Source organism: Acinetobacter sp. ANC 5414, from assembly GCF_013004295.1.
GTDB lineage: Bacteria > Pseudomonadota > Gammaproteobacteria > Pseudomonadales > Moraxellaceae > Acinetobacter.
The window spans coordinates 22,860-45,651 of record NZ_JABERM010000003.1 but is presented as its reverse complement, the minus strand read 5'-3'; the positions used below and the strand labels follow the sequence as shown (position 1 = coordinate 45,651).

Annotated in this window: 16 protein-coding genes and 1 pseudogene; 14 read left to right on the top strand and 3 right to left on the bottom strand. The window is 38.5% G+C overall.

Features of this window, described 5'->3' with window-relative positions; all coding sequences use genetic code 11:
• Positions 1 to 27: 27 nt before the first annotated feature.
• Positions 28 to 2,451: a glucose/quinate/shikimate family membrane-bound PQQ-dependent dehydrogenase gene (locus tag HLH18_RS03030; protein WP_171545736.1), complete on the top strand. Its 2,424-nt coding sequence runs from the start codon at positions 28 to 30 to the stop codon at positions 2,449 to 2,451.
• Between the two features lie 149 nt (positions 2,452 to 2,600).
• Positions 2,601 to 4,652, top strand: a complete 2,052-nt coding sequence (locus HLH18_RS03025; RefSeq protein WP_250852366.1) for a TonB-dependent receptor domain-containing protein — start codon at positions 2,601 to 2,603, stop codon at positions 4,650 to 4,652.
• A 314-nt stretch (positions 4,653 to 4,966) separates the two neighbouring features.
• Here the strand turns inward: HLH18_RS03025 and HLH18_RS03020 are convergent, their stop codons facing one another.
• Complete coding sequence (locus HLH18_RS03020) at positions 4,967 to 5,737, bottom strand: IclR family transcriptional regulator (protein WP_171545734.1); 771 nt, start codon at positions 5,735 to 5,737, stop codon at positions 4,967 to 4,969.
• Between the two features lie 212 nt (positions 5,738 to 5,949).
• Between HLH18_RS03020 and HLH18_RS03015 the strand changes: the two genes are divergently transcribed.
• From HLH18_RS03015 to HLH18_RS02985, 7 genes are all read left to right on the top strand, one after another.
• Positions 5,950 to 7,305, top strand: a complete 1,356-nt coding sequence (locus tag HLH18_RS03015) for an MFS transporter (RefSeq protein WP_171545733.1) — start codon at positions 5,950 to 5,952, stop codon at positions 7,303 to 7,305.
• Between the two features lie 47 nt (positions 7,306 to 7,352).
• Positions 7,353 to 8,177, top strand: a complete 825-nt coding sequence (locus tag HLH18_RS03010) for a shikimate dehydrogenase family protein (RefSeq protein WP_171545732.1) — start codon at positions 7,353 to 7,355, stop codon at positions 8,175 to 8,177.
• Entirely contained in the window at positions 8,164 to 9,009 is an 846-nt protein-coding gene (locus HLH18_RS03005; protein ID WP_171545731.1) for a sugar phosphate isomerase/epimerase family protein, read from the top strand. Before HLH18_RS03010 ends, HLH18_RS03005 begins: the two co-directional genes overlap by 14 nt.
• 4 nt (positions 9,010 to 9,013) lie before the next feature.
• On the top strand, positions 9,014 to 10,801 hold the full coding sequence (locus HLH18_RS03000) for an FAD-dependent oxidoreductase (RefSeq protein WP_171545730.1): 1,788 nt from the start codon (positions 9,014 to 9,016) through the stop codon (positions 10,799 to 10,801).
• Between the two features lie 5 nt (positions 10,802 to 10,806).
• Entirely contained in the window at positions 10,807 to 12,546 is a 1,740-nt protein-coding gene (locus tag HLH18_RS02995) for an FAD-dependent oxidoreductase (protein ID WP_171545729.1), read from the top strand.
• On the top strand, positions 12,543 to 13,160 hold the full coding sequence (locus HLH18_RS02990; protein ID WP_171545728.1) for an NIPSNAP family protein: 618 nt from the start codon (positions 12,543 to 12,545) through the stop codon (positions 13,158 to 13,160). The genes HLH18_RS02995 and HLH18_RS02990 overlap by 4 nt, the downstream gene beginning before the upstream one ends.
• 91 nt (positions 13,161 to 13,251) lie before the next feature.
• The gene (locus HLH18_RS02985; RefSeq protein ID WP_171545727.1) at positions 13,252 to 14,187 is read left to right on the top strand and encodes an aldo/keto reductase; all 936 of its coding nucleotides are present in this window, start codon (positions 13,252 to 13,254) and stop codon (positions 14,185 to 14,187) included.
• An 84-nt stretch (positions 14,188 to 14,271) separates the two neighbouring features.
• Here HLH18_RS02985 and HLH18_RS02980 read toward each other — a convergent pair whose 3' ends face one another.
• Positions 14,272 to 15,342: a Gfo/Idh/MocA family protein gene (locus HLH18_RS02980; RefSeq protein WP_171545726.1), complete on the bottom strand. Its 1,071-nt coding sequence runs from the start codon at positions 15,340 to 15,342 to the stop codon at positions 14,272 to 14,274.
• On the bottom strand, positions 15,343 to 16,128 hold the full coding sequence (locus tag HLH18_RS02975) for a sugar phosphate isomerase/epimerase family protein (RefSeq protein WP_250852362.1): 786 nt from the start codon (positions 16,126 to 16,128) through the stop codon (positions 15,343 to 15,345).
• Positions 16,129 to 16,453: 325 nt separating this feature from the next.
• Between HLH18_RS02975 and HLH18_RS02970 the strand changes: the two are divergent.
• The 5 genes and pseudogenes from HLH18_RS02970 to HLH18_RS02950 form a co-directional block, all read left to right on the top strand.
• Positions 16,454 to 16,906, top strand: a pseudogene (locus HLH18_RS02970) (Fic family protein); the annotation flags it as partial.
• Positions 16,907 to 18,241: 1,335 nt separating this feature from the next.
• Positions 18,242 to 19,141: a helix-turn-helix transcriptional regulator gene (locus tag HLH18_RS02965; protein ID WP_171545725.1), complete on the top strand. Its 900-nt coding sequence runs from the start codon at positions 18,242 to 18,244 to the stop codon at positions 19,139 to 19,141.
• Between the two features lie 34 nt (positions 19,142 to 19,175).
• Entirely contained in the window at positions 19,176 to 20,303 is a 1,128-nt protein-coding gene (locus tag HLH18_RS02960) for an ATP-binding protein (RefSeq protein ID WP_171545724.1), read from the top strand.
• Positions 20,303 to 21,508 carry a hypothetical protein gene (locus HLH18_RS02955; protein ID WP_171545723.1) on the top strand — a complete coding sequence of 402 codons (1,206 nt, stop codon included), beginning with the start codon at positions 20,303 to 20,305 and terminating at the stop codon, positions 21,506 to 21,508. The genes HLH18_RS02960 and HLH18_RS02955 overlap by 1 nt, the downstream gene beginning before the upstream one ends.
• The gene (locus HLH18_RS02950; protein ID WP_171545722.1) at positions 21,505 to 22,791 is read left to right on the top strand and encodes a hypothetical protein; all 1,287 of its coding nucleotides are present in this window, start codon (positions 21,505 to 21,507) and stop codon (positions 22,789 to 22,791) included. The genes HLH18_RS02955 and HLH18_RS02950 overlap by 4 nt, the downstream gene beginning before the upstream one ends.
• Position 22,792: the final 1 nt, after the last annotated feature.

Sequence of the window (22,792 nt, the reverse complement as noted above, 5' to 3'; positions counted from 1 at the left end):
TAAAACACAGCATTTGGAGTAAAAAGTATGTCCGAAGCGCAATCTCAACCCATATTTAAAATATGGTGTTTTATATTAGGTTTGGCTTTATTGCTAACCGGCCTATTTTATTTAATTGGTGGCGTAAAACTCATCAGTTTAGGCGGCTCTTGGTACTTCTTTATTGCAGGCTTAGTGATCATCGTTTCATCGATTTTCATTTTTAGAAAAAAAGCCCTTGGGGTTGGATTATTCAGTTTAGTCTTTGTAGGCACCGTCATTTGGGCATTGATTGATACTGGCTTGGAATTTTGGCCACTGCATTCACGTTTAATGTTCCCAGCAGGTTTATTTGCTGCCGTGTTATTCACCTTGCCATCTATTCGTAAATATCAGCAACAAATTGCAATGTCTGCACCTGCTTATGTTGTAGGTGGACTGACTGTCCTAGGCATGTTGGGTGGTATGTACGGTATGTTTATTCCACATCCAACAGTGGAGGCTTCTGGTCAGGAATTACCGCTTGTACCAGTGGCGCCAAATAAACAACAGTTCAATTGGGATCACTATGGTGGTAATGCGGGTGGTAGCCGTTTTGCCGCACTTGATCAAATTAACCGTAATAACGTATTCAAGTTAAAAGAAGCTTGGCGCTTTCAAACGGGGGATATCACCACAGGTTCGGGCAATGGTGCAGAAGATCAGATGACCCCATTGCAGGTCGGCAATAAAGTGTTTTTATGTACCCCACATAACAACATGATTGCTCTGGATGCGGATACGGGTAAACAAATATGGAAAGCCGAAGTCAACTCTAAAGCCGATGCTTGGGAGCGATGCCGTGGCGTTGCTTATTTCGATTCAACGCAAGCCTTGGTACAGCCAACGTTGGCAGGTGCAAACGCGGTCACTGCTGTGGCAACCAATACCGCATGTCCACGTCGTGTTTATACCAACACACCTGATGGTCGTTTAATTGCAGTGAATGCCGATACAGGTGAGCGTTGTAAAGACTTCGGTGTCGATGGGACTGTGAATTTGCTTGAAGGCTTAGGTGATGGAACTAAAGCGCCTCGTTTTGAAGTCACTTCAGCACCAACCATTGCAGGTACGTCTATCGTTATTGGTAGCCGTATTGCCGATAATGTTGGTGCAGACATGCCGGGTGGTGTAATTCGTGCATACGATGTTATTACAGGTCAATTGCGTTGGGCGTTCGATCCACGGAATCCAAATCCGAACTATGTACTTAAACCGGGTGAAACCTATAAGCGTAGTTCAGCCAACTCATGGGCTGCAATGTCTTATGACCCACAAATGAATACCGTGTTCTTACCGATGGGAAGTTCTTCGGTCGACCTTTGGGGAGCAAACCGTCAGCCATTGGATCATAAATACAATACTTCGGTATTGGCGCTAGATGCGACTACGGGTAAAGAAAAGTGGGTCTATCAAACAGTACATAATGATTTATGGGATTTTGATTTACCGATGCAACCAAGTTTGGTGGATTTCCCACTGAAAGATGGTTCGACTAAGCCTGCCGTTGTGATTGGCACCAAGTCAGGTCAGTTCTTTGTATTAGACCGTGTTACGGGTAAACCTTTAACTAAAGTGATTGAGCAACCTGTAAAAGCTGCTGATATTCCTGATGAGCAATACAGTGCAACTCAGCCACGTTCAGTTGAAATGCCGCAGATTGGTAATCAAACTTTGACCGAATCGGACATGTGGGGCGCAACGCCATTTGATCAGTTGATGTGTCGTATTAATTTTAAATCGATGCGTTATGATGGACTCTTTACAGCACCAGGTACTGATGTTTCTTTGAGTTTTCCAGGTTCACTGGGCGGTATGAATTGGGGTTCAATTGCATTTGACCCAACCCATCGTTATATGTTTGTGAATGACATGCGTCTAGGACTTTGGATTCAGTTAATTAAGCAAACGCCTGAAGATTTGGCGATTCAAGCGAATGGCGGTGAGAAAGTGAATACAGGTATGGGGGCTGTGCCAATGAAAGGTACGCCATACAAAGTCAACAAAGACCGTTTCTGGTCAGCGTTAAGTATTCCTTGTCAGAAACCACCTTTTGGTACCATGACTGCAATTGATATGAAAACTCGTCAAATTGCATGGCAGGTTCCTTTGGGTACTGTGGAAGATACGGGTCCGATGGGCATCAAAATGGGCTTAAAAGCACCAATTGGTATGCCAACGATTGGTGGACCAATGGCAACACAGGGTGGTTTAGTGTTCTTTGCAGCAACACAGGATTACTACTTACGCGCCTTCAATTCATCCAATGGTGAAGAATTGTGGAAAACACGTTTACCTGTGGGTAGTCAGGGTACGCCAATCAGCTACATTTCACCAAAAACAGGTAAGCAATATGTGGTCATTTCTGCAGGCGGTGCGCGTCAGTCGCCTGATCATGGTGATTATGTGATTGCTTATAGTTTAGAAGACTAAAACGTATTATTGTTGGGAGAGTCCTTCCTTGTGGAGGGGCTTTCCACATTCCTACCAAGATGATAAGAAAAGGATGTCTTGTGAAATTATATAGTCGCAATCCACTTCCCTTTAAATATGCTTTATTAGCCACAGTGATTCTAAAATCGATGGCACTGTATGCTCAAGATACAGCGGCATATCAACTCCCAGTTATTACCGTGCAAGCCGTACGTACTGAAAATGAATTGTTACAGACTCCAGCTTCTATACAGAAAGTACAAGTTGCGCAATCGCAATCCAACACTCATGTAAATGTGTCTGAACTGTTACAAGGTGTAGCGGGTTTACAAATTAATAACCGTGAAAATTACGCGCAAGATTTGCAAATTTCCATGCGTGGCTTTGGGTCTCGTTCTACTTTTGGTGTGCGGGGCATACGCCTCTATGTCGATGGTATTCCTGCCACCATGCCCGATGGTCAGGGACAAAGCTCTAATATTGACTTAGACAGCTTAGACAATATTGAAGTTTTGACAGGCCCATTTTCTTCACTTTATGGTAACTCATCGGGTGGAACCATTTTAACCGAGACCAAAGAAGGACAAGGGAAAGACTCGATTCAATTGGGTTTAAATGCAGGCAGCCACCATAAACAACAAGCCAATCTCCAATTGCAAGGGGGTTCAGACCAAGCCAGTCAGCCCGCCTATGTCATCAGTTCTTCCTATTTTGATACGGATGGTTTCCGTGATCATAGCGCTGCGCGAAAAGTGTTGAATAATGCCAAACTCACTTGGAATTTGGAGGATCGTAGTAAGATTAATTGGCTCATAAACCGCACAAAAATTGAGGCAGATGATCCTCAAGGTTTAAATCGTGCGCAATGGCAAGCCAATCCGAAGCAAGTGAATGATACTAAAAATATTTACGATGTGCGTAAAGAAATTGAACAAACCCAAACAGGGCTGACATGGAACAAACCACTGAATGATCAGCAAGAGTTGTATGGCATGGTCTATTTTGGCAATAGGCAGGTTGTGCAATATCAGTCGATCCCGAGTAGTGCCCAAAAAAATCCACGTCATGCAGGCGGTGTGATCGATTTTGATCGGGATTATTATGGTGCAGACTTCCGTTGGACGGGTAAAGAGCTATTACCGGATACTACATTCATTGCAGGTTTGGCATTTGATCAGATGCGGGAAGATCGTCAGGGGTATGAAAACTTTGATGCGACAGGGCGTTATGGTGTGAAAGGTGATTTACGTCGTGATGAAATCAATACCTTATGGAACCTCGATCCTTACGTCCAAACCTCATGGCAGTTTTTACCACAATGGCATTTAGATGCAGGTTTACGTTATAGCAATGTCAATTATGAGTCTGAAGATCATTACATCACCACAGGCAATGGTGACGACAGTGGTTCAATAGATTATCAAAAGTTACTTCCAACTGTCGCTTTAAGTTGGGAAATTTTACCCGAGCTTTATGCCTATACCAGTTATGGCAAAGGCTTCGAAACACCAACCTTTACCGAGATGGCTTATCCTACAGTAGGGACTTCAGGCATTAACTTTAATTTAAAACCTGCGACCAGTGATACCGTAGAATTTGGATTAAAATCGCAGAATACATTAGGGCTGTTTACTTTTGCTTTATTTCATACTGAAACTAAAAATGACATTGTGCCTGACGATGCCAATGGCGGACGTAGCACATTTCGTAATGCAGAAAAAACCTTACGTGAAGGCTTAGAGTTATCGTGGCAAAAACAGCTCTGGCAAGCACTCAATGTTCAAACTAGTTATAGTTATTTAGATGCGACTTTTGATGCCGATATTCTAGCGACCACAACCAAACCGCTGATTCAGAAGGGTACTTATATTCCAGGTATTGCCAAGAATCAAGCTTTTGTAGGTTTGGCATGGCAACCTGAGCAGGGCTTTCAGGCAGGCTTAGAAGCACGTTATATGGACAAAATCTATGTTGATGATATCAACTCAGATAGTGCACCAAGCTATACCATATTTGCTGCGAATATTGGCTATTTATGGGTAAATCGTGACTGGAAAGTGAACGGCTATGCAAGAGTCGATAATCTATTTGACCGTAACTATGTTGGCTCGGTAATTGTAAATGATAGCAATAATCGCTTCTTTGAGCCCGCAGATCGAAGGAATTTTAATGTTGGGCTATCGATAAAAAAAGTATTCTAAAATATAAAAAATCAGGCAGTGTCACCAGTTAAGCTGGTGGACTGCCGCGACTCTCCTAGACAAAAAACTTCTATTCTTTTTGCATAGGAGGGAACCTTATGACTCGGCAACGATATATCTAGAGTTTAAAATGAAGCGGTTAAGACTATCGCAAGATAGCCCCTGTGTATTCGCCTCCGTAAAAGGGATCGTTAACTCGCTAATTTTATCCACAAGAAATGGGGGACAATTTAAGATCCAGAAGCATTTGAAGCAGCTTCAAAATGAGGTTGTCTCGTGTCTAGGATACTGGGAGCAGTCCAAATATCTGATTTTTATAGGTGGGCAAGGTGAATAATTTCACCCAATTTTTCAGCAGTTGCAATTAATGCAGGGCTCAGTTCTTCAACTCGTTTTTCATTGAGGCGGAATGATGGACCTGCAATACTGACTGTACCAAAGGGTTTGTTTGTATGAGGATTAATTATTGTTTTTGCCATCGCTGTCATGCCTAATTCATATGTATCTGAAATTAAGCCATAACCTCGTTCACGTGAAGCTTCGACCATTTTCGTCAGCTGCTCTAGGCTTTTAGGAGAGTTTGGTCCCAATTGATCAGCTTTTTCAAAGCCTTCACGTTCTACAATTCTTGAAAAATCATCAGTATTAATAATGGACAAATATGCAAGACCACATGCAGAAGCCGGTAAATAGGCAATGCTACCCGAGTCAGGGTCATATTTTAGACCTGATTTAGAGCCTTGAGCTTTTGCAATCCAGATGATTTTTTCATCTTCGATCATGCCTAAACGAACAAGTTCTGCGGATTGTTCTGCAAGTTCATTGAGTAGTGGCTGAAAGGTTTCTGTGATGGAGCGTGAAGATAAATAAGTTAATCCCATAGAAGCTAATTTCAAACTCAGTTTGTAGTGCTGAGTTTGTTCATCCTGATAGAGATACCCCATATCTTTCATGGAGGTTAGCAGTCGATGCATTGCAGATTTTGGAATATCCAGATCTGTTGATAGCTGACTGAGTGCGCATCCATTCACTTCTTTTAATAGTGCTTCAAGAATCTGTAGTGAGCGATCATTGTTACTAAGCATAAAAATCCTGATATATTTTCTGGAACAGTGTTCCAAAATATTAAAAAACAGATTATAGTACATTCAGATTCTATCCTAAAAGGGTTTGGGATAAATCAACAATGACGCATGAGTTTTTATGCGCATTTGAACTGAAAAATCAGAATTAAACTAAACCAGTCGTGCATGGAAAAGGCATTTTATAAACTGGTTCACGCTAAGGGAGAATGTGTATGACCCAACAGGTTGATTTAAGGGAGTTCATTAATGAAAATAAGGTGTCTCCTATACAGAAATTAGTCATATTTCTGTGTTTAATGATTGTAGTTGTAGACGGCATTGATATTTCGATTATGGGTTTTGTTGCACCTGTGATCAAGCAGGAATGGGGTATCAGCACCACTGATCTGGCACCTGTAATGAGTGCTGCATTGGTCGGGTTGGCATTGGGTGCTGTTATTTCTGGTCCGCTTGCAGATAAGTTTGGGCGAAGAAAACTATTAATTATTAATTTAATTGGATTCGGTTTTTTTACTTTATTGGCAGCACTTTCTAGTAATGTTACTGAATTAATGATTTTTAGATTGATCGCCGGTTTGTTCATGGGTGGCGTGATGCCGCAGGCAGTGACATTGGTGACAGATTATTCACCTATGCGAATCAATGGACGTATGGTCACTATTATTTTAAGTGGTTTTACCATAGGTGCAGCGATCGGTGGCTTTTTAGCAGCGTGGGTAATTCCGCATTTTAATTGGCATGCCATGATGATTATTGGCGGTGTGTTGCCATTAATTTTAGCCTTAATTGTTTTCTTTATATTGCCTGAGTCTATCGGTTATAAAGTTTTAAAACAGCATCCTCAAGAAGAAATTAATGCGCTGATTAAACGCATTGCTCCTGATTTTGACATGACAAATAAGGAAATTGTTTTACCAAAACCAAAAACCAATACGATTAATAATCCTGTAAAAACAGTACTCAGTCCATTTTATTTTTTGGGAAGTTTATTATTGTGGTGGAGTTATGCATCTGGATTATTCGTGGTGTATTTGCTCGGTAGCTGGTTACCAATGATGACTAATGAACTGGGTTTTAGTATCAGTGATGCATCTTTGATCACAGCGATATATCAGTTAGGTGGACCAATTGGCTGTGTGGCGTGTGGTTTCCTCATGGATAAAATCAATCCACATATTGGACTAGTAATAGGTTATGTAATTGCAATTTTCTTTATGTTCTTTATTGGAGAAGTTGGAAATAACTTTATGCTGTATAGCATGATGTGCTTCTTTATTGGCATGTGGATGAATGGTGCAAATGCAGGTATGAATGGTATTTCAAGTGCATTTTATCCAGTCTTTGCGCGCGCTACAGGAAATAGCTGGATGCATGGTATTGGTCGACTCGGTGCTGTAGCCAGTGCATTTGTTGGTGCTTACTTCCTTAGTTTAGGTTGGGGAGCAAGCAAAATCTTTTTGGTACTATGTATTCCGCCAATAGGAATTATTATCGCACTTCTGATCATGAAAATGCTGTATTCCCCAAAAAAAATGCAACAACGTGAATTAGACAATGCACAGGCATAATACTATCAAAACTTAAATAATCTACCGAATTTAAAAGGATATTGAAAATGAACATTCAATTGAACGGATCGACTCGTCTCTATTTTGTGGTTGGCCACCCAATTCAACAAGTGAAATCTCCTGAAGGGGTAACACAAGAGTTAGTCAATAAAGGACTAAATGCGATTGTTTCACCTGCAGATGTCCATCCTGAGCATTTTGCTAATTTTATTGCATACAGCAAAAACATGCTAAATACCGATGGGCATATTGTCACTGTGCCGCACAAAATTACTGCTTTGCAATGCTGTGACAAAATGACTGAACGTGCGCAATTTATTGGTGCTGTCAATACAATCCGTCGTTGTGCCGAAGGCTGGGAAGGTGACATGCTGGATGGCACGGGCATGGTACAGGCCATTTTAGAAAAAAATATTCAGCTCAAAGATAAGCGGGTCATTTTGGCGGGTGCAGGTGGTGCGGGTAAAGCTATTGCATTTGAACTGTTACTTGCCGGTGTTGCAGAGCTTGCTATTTTTGATCTGGATGCATCGCGGCAACAGCAATTGGTCGAGCAATTAAGTCAACTGCAAAAAGGTAAAGTCATTGCACATGATAATAATCCAAATGGTTTTGATGTAGTCGTAAATGCTACACCTATGGGTATGAATGGAGATCTATCTGCCGCTTTTCAGCTGGAGCAACTGACTGAAAATATGGCTGTTGCTGATGTCGTAACGAGTCCTGCAGAAACGCCATTTGTGAAACATGCAGCACAGTTAGGTTGTGTGGCTGTAAAAGGGACAGATATGTTTATCAAAGTACGTGATTTGATGGTGAGTTTTTTACTCGAAAATCAGACTGTAGATGGAGATAAACATGATGCCGCATGATTTAGTACAACGAGAATATTCGTTGTCATTTTTGACTATTGCAGATGTGAGTCCTGTAGAAGCAGTCAAAATTGCAGCGGAGTGTGGTTATGCAAAAGTAGGTTTGCGATTGTTGCCTGCAGCACCGAATGAATCTGAATATCCAATTCTAACGGATGCTAAAGTTATTGAAGAGACTCGGGCTGTATTAAAAGATACCGGAGTGGAAGTTGCGGATGTAGAAATTATTCGTATTACACCTGATTTCAATGGTCAAAAATATCTGAATTTTTTGGATGTTGCACAGAAAATTGGTGCGAAACATATCCTCATTGCAGGTAATGATACTGAACAAAATCGTTTAATTGAAAACTATGCCGCTTTTTGTGAGCTGAGCAAAACTTATGGTTTGAGTTGTGATATCGAATTTATGCCATGGACTGCAGTTAAAAACTTAACGCAAGCACAAACAATTGTGGAACAAGCAGGACAACCGAATGCTGCAGTTTTAATTGATTCACTGCACTTTGATCGTTCAGATTCCACACTTGATCAAGTCAAAGCATTACCAGCTTCGCGCATGAATTATGTGCAGTTATGTGACGGTTTTGCAGACTATGACCCAAGTGATGAAGGACTGATTAAGATTGCTCGAAATAATCGTTTAGTTCCTGGTCAGGGAAATATTGATCTTGTGGCATTGATTGCTGCACTCCCGAAAAACATCACGTTAGCCGCAGAAGTTCCAAATTTAGAGCTTGCTAAATTACCCGCTTTAGAGCGTGCACGAATTAATCTGCAAGCCATTAAAGCCTTGGTTGCTTTAGCAAATGCGGAAGCTGTAGCGGGGTAAGAAAATGAATGCGTCAACTCAACACGATTTCACTGTAACAGAGACACCATTTCGTCATCAGCAACAATGTGATGTTTTGGTCATCGGTTCTGGTGCAGGGGGATTATCTACCGCAGTGACTGCATCAGCTCAAGGTTTAGATGTGATTGTCGCTGAAAAAGCAACAGTATTTGGTGGGACAACAGCAGTCTCTGGGGGATGGTTATGGATTCCGAATACTCCACATGCACAAAAAGCAGGACAAGCTGAACCCATTGAAATGCCAAAACAATATCTAAAAAATGTTTTAGGTGATCATTATGATGAACAAAAAATTCATACTTACTTAACTAAAGCACCTGAAATGGTAGATTTTTTTGAAAAATCTACTGATGTTAAATTTAATATTGGTGCTGCTGTCCCTGATTTTATCAATATTGAAGGATCGCGTGTGGGTTGGCGTTCAATCGTAGCTGCACCATTTGATGGGCGTGTATTAGGTGAAAATTTGCACTTGCTCAAACCTGCAATTCCAGAAACGACAGTATGGGGCATGGGTATTGCATCGGGTGTAGATATGAAACACTTTATCAATACATTCAATGTTGTATCTTCATTTGCTTATGCAACAAAACGGGTGATACGGCATTTTATAGATTTGCTATTTTGGCATCGTTCTACACAAATTGTGAATGGTAATGCATTGGTAGCTCGATTGTTAAAATCAGCACTTGATCAGAAAGTTAAGCTTTATGCAAATCATGCTGCGACTCAACTGATTTATGAGCAAGATCGTGTGGTGGGTGCTATTTTCAAAACGCCAGAAGGCTTAGTTAAAATTACGGCCAAACATGGCGTTGTTTTGGCAACAGGTGGTTTTCCTCATGATGATGTACGTAAAAAGCAATTATTTAAGCATGTTGCTTTAGGTACACCACATTTTTCAGCAGCACCAGGAACCAATACTGGAGATGGTCTGAAACTAGCTGAGTCCGTTGGCGCAAGTGTTTGTGATCATTTGCCTTGGGCAGGTGCTTGGGCACCAGTGTCTTTGATACCCCGTTTAGATGGAACCTTAGGACGTTTTCCACATCTAGTTGAACGTGGCAAGCCAGGTTTAATTGCTGTTTTACCTAGTGGTAAGCGTTTTACCAATGAAGGTGATTCTTATCCTGCATTTATTAAAGACTTATTTAAATATACCGAAGAAGGTGCTTTAGCACGTTGTTGGCTGATTTGTGATCATAAGTTTATTCGACGTTATGGCCTAGGTGCTGTTAAACCATTTCCAATTTCCATGCAACCCTGGATTGATAATGGCTATTTAAGACAAGCCAATAGCCTAGATGTTTTGGCACAAAAATGTGGGATTAATGTAACCAATTTTGTAGATACTGTTGCAAATTACAACAGCCATGCAGTGAAGGGGGAAGATCCTGAATTTCATCGAGGCAGTACACCTTATCAAAAAGCTCAGGGTGATGCGATACAACAGCCAAACCCATGTATTGCCCCAATACAGAAAGGGCCTTTTTACGCTGTGCAGATTGTACCTGGGAGTTTAGGGACTTTTGCGGGATTAATAACTGATAACAATGCCTGTGTAGTGGATAGAAATACTCAATTGCCAATTAAAGGTTTATATGCCGTAGGTAATGACATGAACAGCATTATGGGCGGTCAATATCCAAGTGGCGGTATAACCTTAGGACCTGCAATGACCTTTGGCTACATTGCAGCACATCATCTGGCAAAGCAAGCAAATATTGAGTCTCAGTTACAGCATGCTGTTCAAATGAAACATGAAGGATAAAACACATGGATAAAGAAGTTGACTTATTAGTCATTGGTTCAGGTGCTGCAGGTATATCTGCAGCCTTATTTGCAAAATTAAATGGTTTAGATGTTCTGCTTTGTGAAAAAGATGCTCAAGTAGGTGGAACGACAGCAACATCTGGTGGAACAGTATGGGCACCAGGTTCACACCTGAGTGTGAAAGCTGGCGTTCCAGATGATATTGAGCACGCCAGAATTTTTTTAAAGTCTGTTGTCGGTTCACGTGGTGGAGAACACATTCGTGATGCATTTTTAGACTCCAGTCCAAAGATGATTCGAGATTTGGATGAAAAAACTTCTGTGAAGCTAAACGCCTGTTTAGCACATCCTGATTATGTCAAAAATCAACCAGGGGAAGCTTTCGGCGGACGAGCGCTTGCACCTGCAGAGTTTGATGGCAGTGTACTCGGTTCAGATTTTAAATATGTGAAACCACCGCGCCCTGAGTTTATGGGTTTAGGTGGCATGATGGTCAATCGTAATGAATTAAATGCCTTGTTGAACCCATTTTCATCAGGGACTAATTTCATGACAACGATGAAGGTTGTGTTACCTTATTTTTTATCACGTTTACGTTTTCCTCGTGGTACGCGTTTAGTGATGGGAAATGCTTTAGTGGGAAGCCTTTTTTATAACTTAAAGCAAAATCAGGTTCCTGTATGGCTACAATCACCATTACAGGAGCTTATCTATAACAATGGTCAGGTCATTGGCGCAAAAATTCTTCATGAACAGAAAGTCATCACTGTAAAAGCACGTAAAGGTGTTGTGCTGGCAACGGGTGGAGTCGGTTGGAATAAAAAACTGCGCGAAAAATTATTTCCAAAAGGGCTCATTGAAGATTCTCTTTCACCTCAATCAAACACGGGTGATGGTTTGACATTGGCAAATAAGATTGGTGCAAAAATCGATCCTTCTGTAGACAGCAGTGTGCTGTATTTCCCTTGTTCTATTCATACTCATAAAAATGGTTATAAAGCGATTTGGCCACATATTATTTTAGACCGTGCTAAACCTGGTGTTATTGCGGTTAATGCGGATGGAAAGCGATTTGTAAACGAATCAGACTCTTACCATGATTTTTGTATGGCACAAATCAAGTCAAATAAAGGTCAACAAAAAATTGTGTCTTATCTTATCTGTGATCAAAAATCGATTCAAAAATATGGTCTCGGTTTTGTTTTACCTGGTGCTAAAAAACTTGATTATTACTTACGTGAAAACTATTTATTCTCAGCAAATAGCTTGGATGCACTGGCAGAAAAAGTAGGCATTGATGCGTCACAGCTTAAAAAAACGGTAGAGCGTTATAACTCATTTGCAAAACAAGGTGTAGATCCTGACTTTGGCAAAGGCTCAGGCGTGATGAACCGTTTTAATGGTGATCCTGAAGTACAGCCTAATCCTTGTTTGGGCAAAATCGAGCAAGGCTCATTTTATGCATTGCCTGTCATTCCAATGGATTGTGCAAGCAGTGGTGGTTTAGCTGGAGATGAATTCGGACGTGTATTAGACAATAGCAACCAGCCAATTACAGGCTTGTTTGCTTGCGGAAATGACTTGTCTTCTATTTTTAAAGGTACTTATCCAGGTCCAGGAACTACATTAGGTCCAGGAATGGTCTTTGCATGGCGGATTGCACAATTTGCAGCGGGTAAATTGGCCGCAAATTCAACTTCACATTTGAAATCAAATTCTACACAGGAGCATGTTTCAGTATGAAACTTTATCAACTAATTAATATCACTATTAAAATGGGTACAGCAGGCGCAGTTGCAACAGGTATCCAAGAATACTATGCAAGTGCAGAGGCAAAAGCAAAATTATTGGGCGTATGGTTTTCTGATATTGGTCAACTTAACCAAGTTGTAGTGCTGACTAGCTTTGTATCTCAATCAGATTTAGATGCTGAAAAAGTACGCCTGGGAGCACAGGAAAATGTATTTGCCAATAGTGAAAATATCATTAAATACTCGGTAGAAAACTTTACAGGTTTTGACTTCTTGCCTGAAGTTGAATTAGGTGAATTTGGTCCTATTTATGAAATCCGTACTTATGAATTAAAACATGGTGGCGTACCGCATGTTTTAAATGCATGGAACAATGCTGTACCTGAACGTACTCAGTATTCAAAATTGACAGTTGCAATGTATGCTCTGGATGGTACACCACGTATTGTCAGCATTTGGCCATACAAATCATTAAATGAGCGTTCTGAAATTCGTGCTCAGTCTGTATCCGATGGCATTTGGCCACCAAAAGGTGGTCCACAATGGCTAACACATGAAATGCAATCGATGATTGCATTGCCTACAGCTGTTTCACCTTTGAAATAAGTATTAATCATACGCTGATGATTAAGGTGGCTGACGTTTTGGACGTTGGCCATTTTTACTTTTATAAATCCACAAGAAAGTGAGCGAGAAAATGAAACGGGATGTAAACTTTTCTAAAATTATTTTTGGCGGTAATGTCTTTGGCTGGACAGTTGATTTAGAAAAATCGATATCTCTATTGGATTATGCTTTAGAACATAGCATTCATACTGTTGATACGGCGGATATGTATTCAACCTGGGTAGAGGGCCATAAAGGTGGAGAGTCTGAAACGGTGATAGGGGAGTGGTTTAAACGCACACCATCAAATCGAGAGAAAACCACGCTGATTACTAAAGTTGGCGCACCTTTGGGCGATGATAAAAAAGGCTTATCAAAAAAATACATCAGGCAGGCAGTTGAAGCTTCATTAAAGCGTCTAAACACTGATTATATTGATGTTTATTTAAGTCATTATCCTGATCTTGAGACTCCAATTGAAGAAACCTTAAGTGTTTATGCTGACTTACTTAAAGAAGGAAAAGTATTAAAAATAGGAGCATCCAATTATTCTGCTCAACAGCTTGAAGAAGCTTTAGGTGTGAGTCAAACTCAGGGCTTACCAAAGTATGAAATTTTTCAGCCAGGGTATAGCTTGGTTGAGCGTCAGCAGTATGAAACTGAATATCGACCGATTTGCGAAAAAGATCATGTAGAGGTAATTACCTATTTTAGTTTAGCGGCAGGTTTTTTAAGTGGTAAATATCGTGACATTTCACAGTTAGAAGGCTCAGTACGTAAACGGCAGTTAGAAAAATATTTTAGTGAACAAGGTTTGAATATTTTAAAAACTATGGATGGTTTAAAGGATAAATATCAAGCAGAGCTTTCTGAAATTGCCTTGGCATGGACGATCGCACAACCAAGTATTTCCGCACCTATTGCATCTGCAACCTCTACTTCACAGTTAGATGCATTGATTAAAGCCATGAGTCTTAAATTAGAAGTAGAAGATGTGGATTTATTGAGTAAAGTGAGCCAATACTAATAATTAATATTTTACTGATAGTATTAAAATGGATGTAATAAAGGGACGATAAATCGTCCCTTTATATGAAGAATTTTTCTGTAATTAAGCTGTTTTTTGTAAAAACTCTAAATGTTCAATATGAACAGTGCGTTGGGTATTCGCTGCTTGTTCAATACATTCAAGGAGTTGAATGTTTTGAATTGCATCTTTAGGTGATGAAATAGGTTCAGCTTTACCATCAATCACATCAATAAAGTGTGTCAATTGGTTGATGTATACATCTTCTTCTTTGTTCGGTTCGACTTTGTTCTTTATGAGTGGTGTAGCCCAACTTTTAAGCTGATCTTTGGGATAATTCCAATATTCGAGATTTGGAATACTTAAAGCTCCTTCAGAACCGCTGATAAAATAACAGTCTTGATCAGGTGAAACAGCAAAACTGTTTTTGTTTTCTTCGGTATTTTGATCCCACCCCCAAGGTGAAACTGCGGCATCAGAGGCCAATAAGGTACCTAAAGAACCATTTTTAAAACGCACTAAAATTGAAATAGTATCTTCCACTTCTAGACTACGGTTTTTAGTTGATGTCATTGCTTGAACAGATTCAATTTCCCCATTTAAATAGCGCATTAAATCTAAATCGTGCACAAGATTTATTGCTAAAACACCGGCGCCTGCAACACGATGCCATTCAATATCAAAATAGCTATCGGGCTTATATACACTCCATAGCGCATTAAATGTATTAATTTGACCTAAACTGCCTGCATCAATAATTTCTTTAGCTTGTTGAATGATTTTATTGTGGCGGCGGTGATGCCCGACTAAAATCGGTACATTCAACTTTTGTTGTACTTCAATCAGAGAGAGTGCTTCCTCAGTATTGAGTGCCAATGGCTTTTCTAGCAGACAAGTTATGCCGTATTCCATACATTGAATTGCGGTGCTGACATGGAAGCGGTTTGGATTGGCGATTACGACACCGTCCAATTCTGCATTATTAAACAGTTCCTCTAAATCTTTATAATTAGGCACATTAAATTCCTGTGCCAGGACATCTGAAAATGGGTCACAAACAGCAACCAATTCTGCATGTGGATGTTTAACAATGGTTTGTGCATGTTTTTTCCCCATGACACCTGCGCCAATAATGGCAATTTTTTTTGCTTGCATTTAAGCAGCTCCTTGCTTGTGTAGTGATAAATCTAAAGTAGATTGTTTGAGTTGTTTTAAATAATCCAAGCTTTGTCTAATAGCATCTTGCTCAGATGGATGGCGTGGATGTAAATAATCTATTTCAATGGCAAGTAAGTCGTGATAATTCAGCTGGTGAAGTAACTGAAATGTTTTGTCTAAAGGAATACTACCTTGGCCATAAACTACACTTGGCCAAAAGGAAAAAGTTGTGGGATTAACTTGAAATGCTTGAGTATGAGTTGCTTTGGCATAAGGTGCCATTTTCTGAATGGCTGCTTCCCAAGGGTCTTCTAGCATGCGTAGATTATTAGCTGTATCTAAACAAATACCAAAATGATTTGAATCAATCGTTTCGACGACATCCACTATTTCATCCGCATGCAGATCGGAATGGTTTTCCAAAGCTATAATAGGATCATGCTGAATAGCAAAATCAGTGACTTGTGCAAGCAAAGGTATAAGGGCTCTTTTGTATATTTTCTCTGATGTATTTGGACGGGTTTTATGTCCTCCATCACAAATACGTATGACTTTGGCACCTAATGGTTTAGCAATTAGGGCATGTTTTTTAAAACCTTGCATTACAAGGATATTTTGCCCATTTTTAAAGCCTGACGGATGTCCCCATGCCCAAATTAGTTCAATATGATGTTGATCCAGCATATTGTTAAGCTTCTTAATATCATCTGTAAATGGGTTTGGAAGTAAAAAGCTTTTGATGTAAATACCTTCCAAACCAAAGCCAATGGCTTGATTCAACATTTGCACAAGTCCAATTTTACTTTTGGTTCAATTTTAAGACCCAAATAAATTTCACCAAAATGTCTATGATATACGTAGCTGTCTAATACTATTTTTATATCCTAAATTTTTCTTAGGAATTCATTTAAAAATAAAAAAATTTACATCACGGAAATAATTTCAGTAATTAAATAAGATACTAGCAATGAATTTAAAAAAATGGAACATCGTTCCATTTTATTTTTATGAGATTTTTTAGGAAAAGCCGATCAATTTAATTTTCAATAATAGACCTTCTATAAATCAAAAACAGACAACTTTTTTGTGATTATCTATATCGAAAATTTTGAAGGATTCATGCATCATCTATGTAGAGTTTGAGTTTATACACCCGTTTGCTGATGGCAATGGGCGTATGGGGCGTTTATGGCAAACTTTAATTTTAAGTAAGTGGAATCCGATTTTTCTTAATATCCCTGTAGAAAGCTTGATTTATCAAAACTAAAAAGCTTATTACGATGCATTGCAAGCGAGCACAGATTGTTCAGATTCTGCACCTTTTATTGAGTTTGTTTTGCAGATGATTCTAGATGCAATACTCAGTTCTGATGCTAGCGATCAAGTTAGCGATCAAGTTAAACGTCTCATCCAGAATATGGAGCAGACGGAATATAGCTTAACTGAGCTGATGGCTTTATTGGATTTATCCAGCAACGTTTCAAAAAATTATCTTAACCCAGCTTTAGACGCAGGTGTGATTAAACATACCCTTTCTGATAAGCCTAAGAGCTCTAAGTAAAGGTTGGCACTAGTTCCCTAAATTGAAAATTTAGATTGGATCATAATAGGGTCTATAAATATAAAAAATTTAGAATGAACTGTTATAAATCAAAATATTATATTCTTGGTTCAACTGCCACCATCTCCACTTGAATTAACGAGTTAAATGTCCATTTTGGGATAATCTTGACTAACTGCTAATTCCGTAGATATTTTTAGTTGGAGGAAGTTCAATTAAATATTGTTCATTGCTATTTGATTTTAGGTACTTTTGATCCTAGACCAAATAATGAATATGACTTTTACCCAATGTTGGGATTGGCTTCAGTAAATACGAATTATTTAGATAAGATTTTTATCGTTATTAGTACTATTGAGATCAAAAATATAAATAAAAGGATTCCCCAAATAAAATTAATTGATAAAATTAGTTTAAAAAGCAGCCTAAAGATAATTTCAATTAAATCAGTCATAAATTAAATTTTATTCATTGTAAGAATCTGATATATAGATTATTTTCTAGTTATTTACAAGTTTATTTTTAATCGCTCCCCCACATCTTGGATTAGAAATTAATTTGCAAAAGTTGGCTAGAAACCAATAGATGGTCAATACATAATCTTTATTTTAGAGGTTTTCAAAAATTCTAATAAGCAGGCTATAGGTTGCTTTAATCAATATTGCTAATTACTTAATTGGGGAGTGCATTAATAAGTATTACGACATGGTATTGAGAGTATTTTTTCCTTATGTCATTTAAATGTCATTTAGATGTCATTTAGAATTTAGCTATAGAACCTAGAATATAGCTGTCTTAAGCTAGGTTATAAGGTATTCAATTTTTTAATTGTGATTACTTAAAATCAAGAACAGCCAGATCCAATCATCATACTTTCTGAAAAATTAAGTTTTGTTGTAATTCAATTGAGAATCTAAGAAATAAATAATTTTATAGTATTGTGACATCACCTGTCATTTTCTCTTTCTATATTCGTCTTGTTTAGTTGAGGCTATTCAGCTTAATCAAATGCTGAAATGAAAAGTACCCAGGAAAAGGAAATAGATATGATAATACGTTCAGGTCCATTTACTAATAAGCATAAAATTAAGGCTTTAAAGCGTATTTTTAGAGCATTAATACTTGGGAAAATAAACTGGGCTGAATTAAAGAAGTTCTATTCAGCAATGTTGCACTTAGAACTTTATTTAGAAAGGCTAAACACTTTTTAAGCTAAAATTACATTAATATTTTTTTGTGATTTAGTGTAATTTTTTGTTTATTTAATGTGTTATATTTCAAGCATATCGAAACTTTAAAAGTTCAGTATACGTTTTAAATAATTAGAGAAAATTTATGAAACGTGATGATTCTATTCATGAGCGTTTAGCCGACCGATTGGCCAATATTTTAACAAAGTTAAATATGGGGTATCAGTTAAGTATAAAAGAGTTGGCATTGGAGTTTGGGGTAAGTACACGTACTATTTCGAGAGATTTTGATCGCCTCAATACTTATTTGCCGTTGTTGCAAGATGATGAGAATAAAAAATATTACTTAGAGTCAAATTTTTTAGGGAAAATTGCACCGAAAGATATCCGTAACTTTGCACAGCTTTCAGGAATTAGTCATTTGTATCCGTCATTGGATATATCCTTTCTGCGTGAACTTTTAGATAGTCGAGCACATCAGATTTATAGTGCTAAGGGTTACTCTTTTGAAGATGCAAGTCAGTTTAAAGGGTTATTTAAGGTAATTGGAAAAGCAATTCAAGAACATCGGCAAATTGGTTTTGTATATAAAGGAGAGCCTAGACTGGTTCAGCCTTATCGCTTAATTCATCATCATGGCAGCTGGTATTTGGCGGCGGTCAGAAAAGATAAACTGCGTACTTATCGTATTTCGCATATTCAGCTTACACACTCTACGCATGAATATTCTCATTTTATTCCAGATTTAAATATTGTAAAACTCGTGGAAGATGATGAAAGCATTTGGTTTGGGCTGGATAAAAAGGAAATTGTTTTATCTATTGATAGTCAGGTTGCATTTTATTTTAAGCAGAGATCGATATTGCCCGAGCAAGAAATCGTAAAAGAGTTAAATGATGGCGGGTTGCTGGTTTCTTCTAAAATTAATCATAACATGCAGTTATTGCCGTTAATACGATTTTGGATTCCTCATTTAAAAATTGTGAATCCTGTAGGACTTCAAGAGCAAATAGAAGATGGGTTGAGAGAATACTTAGGTATTTGACATATAAATAATTTTTTAAATAAGGGGATTATTAATGAGTGGAAATATTAAAGAAAATATATTATCAACTGGAAAAATCTTAATCAGTGATATTGCTCAAGCAATAAAGAACGAGATTCAGCCATTAGATGAGAAAAGCCAACAGCGGTTAGATCAACTTACAGAAATAAGTCAGGTAAAACCAGACCAAAATGAGGTAGAACTAAATGAATTGGGTAAAGCTAAACTTGCACGGTTTCAGTTAAAAGATGTTGTTTTACCTGCAGCTACTGAAAATGAGATCCGTGAAGCCTTAATTAAAGTTAAATTTCATGAGCTTATTTATCACTCATGGGGGTTTAATGAAATCGATCCTTCTGGTAAAGGCTGTGTTTTAAACTTTTATGGCCCACCAGGAACAGGTAAATCTCGTGGGGCAGAAGCTTTAGCAGGTGAGTTGGGTCTACCTTTTCTAAAAGTAGATTTAGCTGAGCTGGAAAGTAAATTTATGGGTGAAACAGCTAAAAATTTATGTGCTGTATTTAAAGAAGCCCAAGAAAATCATGCTTTATTATTTTTTGATGAAGCAGATACCGTTTTAGGAAAACGATTGTCATCAGTAACCCAAGGAGTAGATGCTGAAATTAACATGACACGCTCAACCATGTTAATTGAAATGGATAATTTCACAGGGGTGTTAGTTTTTGCCAGCAATTTCCCGGAAAACTACGATTCTGCATTTAGACGGCGAATTTCTCACCATATCCATTACCAGCTCCCAGACCTAGAGGCTCGAATTCGCTTATGGGATATGCATCTTGTTCCTAATATTCCTTTGCAATGCGAAAGCCGTGAACAATTATTAAAGAACTTAGCTGAACAAGCTGAAAGTTTTTCTGGCGGCTATATTTTACAAGCTATGCGCTTGGCATTACCAATGGCAGTTAATCCAGTTGAGCCTGAATTGAGCCAGCTTACAGAAGAGCACTTACTTAAGTCTATTGAGTTGGTTAAGCGTGGTATGCGTGAAGTCGGCAGCGACGTACAAGAACGTTTAAGTGATACTAGAGAAATGTTTGGTATTAAAAAGGCTGCGGATGCAGATATACCAAATACACAAGAAATCGTGGTTCATAGTGAATTGCTTGAAACAAAAAAGATCAATATTGAGGGAGTAAATTAATGGGGTTTTTGAGTAGATGTGTCTCGGCAGCTCGCAGTGTTGGTAGAGCTGTTTCTTCAGGGGCGAGAGCAGTAGTTTCTGGTTTTAGCCAAGGTATTAGTGCAATTGCTTCTGCTGGCGGACGTTTCTTTAGAAGTGCAGCTTCAGCCGTAAAACAAATGGCTTCTAAAGTTCATGATTGGAAGGCTTTATTAGGTGCAATGGTCAATGGTGCTAAAAAAGGTGCCTCGATCGGTGCTAAAAAAGGTCCGTGGGGAATGCTTTTTGGTGGTTTGATTGGCGCTGGTATTGGTGGTTTTATTGAATATAACAAACAAGCTAAAGCACATCAGCAAGAAATGCCGCAACCAATTTACGAGGAACCTAATTATTCAAATGAGGTTGATGGAGATATTGAACGTTTAGGTAAAATGATTACTGAGTTTTTGCCTGCACTTCAGCGTAAGTTTTCAAGCAACGCTCCAGTTGAAAGCTTTGAAGAATATTTACGTATAGATGTCTCAATGGCCTTTATACGTGATTTTTTAAATCGCCTTGAAAAAATGGAAAGCACTTCTGAACTTACTACTTCTGACCGTCGCTTTATTGAATTAATTGATAAGCTCGCTTTAGATAAGTCAATGAGTGAAGCTGAGCTTCAAGAATTTGATGGGTTAGTTAAACAACGTTTTGGCAAGAGTTTGCTATTAATTGGATCTCAGCGTTTGTTTGCATTGTGGACAAATGAGGAAGAAACCTGCAAACAAAATGTAAATCAACAGCGTACAGAAATTAGCCGTGCTGAGATTTACTTCAAAGAGTTGGAAAGCCGTGCAAAATATAATTTACCAATGACAGATGAAGAAAAAGCCAAATATGAAGAGCTGAAGGGACATATAACTAAAACTCGAAATGAATATGATAATTCTAAAAAATATTTAAACAATATTCGTTTAATGACGGGAGTCGCAGAAGGTTTATTGCAACAAGCTGAAGCTGATAACGCAGGAAAAACTATCAGAGAGCAAGAGCGTAAACGTGCCGATAAAGCTGGTGCAATTTTAGTAAATATGGAACGTACATTAGATGAAAATGATGTGGCGGCTGAACTTCCTTTATCTGAAGAAGATAAATCTTTCTTAAATCAGTATGTTGATTTACATATGCCAGCAGCAATTAACCGTCAGAAACAACACGCTAAAGAATTCGTGGAAGTAACAGCATGAACAATATATTCACCTTTTTATTACCCCATACAACACTGGACTGGTTTTTCTTTTCTTTATTATTGGGTTGGCTTGCTATCTCTCTAATAGCTGCAAAAAAAGCTAAAAGTAATATTGATGAGCGTATTCATTCTTCACACTTTAAAAATATCAGAGCCAGTGTTACAGAGTTATCAACTGCTTTAAGACACCCTATGTGGGATCATATTGTTGAAAATGCTCCAGGGTTTGCTTTAGTGCTTGGACTTTTAGGTACCTTCTTAGGGATTGGATTGGCAATTGCAGGTGCAGGTCAAATTTTAGCAGATATGAATTCAGGTTCTACAAGCGCAACGGATATGCGTCAAGCAATTGGTAATTTAAGTCCAATGCTTGCAGAAATTGGTTTGAAATTCAAAAGTAGTGCGTGGGGTATTCTAGTTCATATTGCATTGCGTCTCATAATTCCTGCATTTGGAATTGATGAAAAACGCTCGCAGGAAATTTTAAAGCAACTTGAAAAAGATGCAGAACAGGAAGAAGAAGCTGTTAATACGCGTTGGAAGCAAATTGAAGACTTATTACAAAGAGCTTTGTTTACCAATACGGCACAAGCCGGTTCAATAGCTAAAGTCATGGAAACCCAAAGTGGACATCTTGCGATTATTGCTGAAGTGCAGCAAACTTTTGGTGATAATGTTAAAACTTTGGGAACTTCAGTAAAAGAATTTGAGAAGACAGTGGATGCCTTTAGAGGAAGCATGAAAGTAGCTATCCAAGAAATGCAAGAAAGTGTACAAAGCGCTAGTCAAGGTTTGCATGACACTGTTGAATCAATGAAAAAAGAGGTAAGTACCACTTTTACAGAGTTCCGAGATAATGTTTCACAAACACTAGCTAAAGTTGGTGATGATATTTCAACTTCAAGTCTGGCAATTAAATCATCTGTAGATACCTTAAGTGAAAGCATGAGCAGAGAACTGCAAAATGTCACAATGGTTACAGCAAGCTTGACTACACATTCTCGAGAAATGGCAGTAGCTATAAATGAACAAAAATTAACCTTGGAAGAGATGGGGAATAAGGTTCAATCTATTGCTGCAAAAGGAGCAGAGTATGCCTTTAGTTTGGAGGATGTTACTAGCAATATTGGAAAGTTAGCTGGATCGGATGGAATTATTGCGAGCAGTTTAGAAAAAGTAGCTAAGAATACTCATGAGAGTAATCAACATCTTGAAGTTTTAGCGAATAATGTAACTATTGCTGAGAAAAATACATTAAGTAATTCGGTAGCTGAGATATAAC

What these genes read in the sequence shown, in the direction of transcription:
- HLH18_RS03030 (WP_171545736.1), top strand. Translation starts at nt 28, where the DNA reads ATGTCCGAAGCGCAATCTCAACCCATATTTAAAATATGGTGTTTTATA.
- HLH18_RS03025 (WP_250852366.1), top strand. Translation starts at nt 2,601, where the DNA reads ATGGCACTGTATGCTCAAGATACAGCGGCATATCAACTCCCAGTTATT.
- HLH18_RS03020 (WP_171545734.1), bottom strand. Translation starts at nt 5,737, where the DNA reads ATGCTTAGTAACAATGATCGCTCACTACAGATTCTTGAAGCACTATTA.
- HLH18_RS03015 (WP_171545733.1), top strand. Translation starts at nt 5,950, where the DNA reads ATGACCCAACAGGTTGATTTAAGGGAGTTCATTAATGAAAATAAGGTG.
- HLH18_RS03010 (WP_171545732.1), top strand. Translation starts at nt 7,353, where the DNA reads ATGAACATTCAATTGAACGGATCGACTCGTCTCTATTTTGTGGTTGGC.
- HLH18_RS03005 (WP_171545731.1), top strand. Translation starts at nt 8,164, where the DNA reads ATGATGCCGCATGATTTAGTACAACGAGAATATTCGTTGTCATTTTTG.
- HLH18_RS03000 (WP_171545730.1), top strand. Translation starts at nt 9,014, where the DNA reads ATGAATGCGTCAACTCAACACGATTTCACTGTAACAGAGACACCATTT.
- HLH18_RS02995 (WP_171545729.1), top strand. Translation starts at nt 10,807, where the DNA reads ATGGATAAAGAAGTTGACTTATTAGTCATTGGTTCAGGTGCTGCAGGT.
- HLH18_RS02990 (WP_171545728.1), top strand. Translation starts at nt 12,543, where the DNA reads ATGAAACTTTATCAACTAATTAATATCACTATTAAAATGGGTACAGCA.
- HLH18_RS02985 (WP_171545727.1), top strand. Translation starts at nt 13,252, where the DNA reads ATGAAACGGGATGTAAACTTTTCTAAAATTATTTTTGGCGGTAATGTC.
- HLH18_RS02980 (WP_171545726.1), bottom strand. Translation starts at nt 15,342, where the DNA reads ATGCAAGCAAAAAAAATTGCCATTATTGGCGCAGGTGTCATGGGGAAA.
- HLH18_RS02975 (WP_250852362.1), bottom strand. Translation starts at nt 16,128, where the DNA reads ATGTTGAATCAAGCCATTGGCTTTGGTTTGGAAGGTATTTACATCAAA.
- HLH18_RS02965 (WP_171545725.1), top strand. Translation starts at nt 18,242, where the DNA reads ATGAAACGTGATGATTCTATTCATGAGCGTTTAGCCGACCGATTGGCC.
- HLH18_RS02960 (WP_171545724.1), top strand. Translation starts at nt 19,176, where the DNA reads ATGAGTGGAAATATTAAAGAAAATATATTATCAACTGGAAAAATCTTA.
- HLH18_RS02955 (WP_171545723.1), top strand. Translation starts at nt 20,303, where the DNA reads ATGGGGTTTTTGAGTAGATGTGTCTCGGCAGCTCGCAGTGTTGGTAGA.
- HLH18_RS02950 (WP_171545722.1), top strand. Translation starts at nt 21,505, where the DNA reads ATGAACAATATATTCACCTTTTTATTACCCCATACAACACTGGACTGG.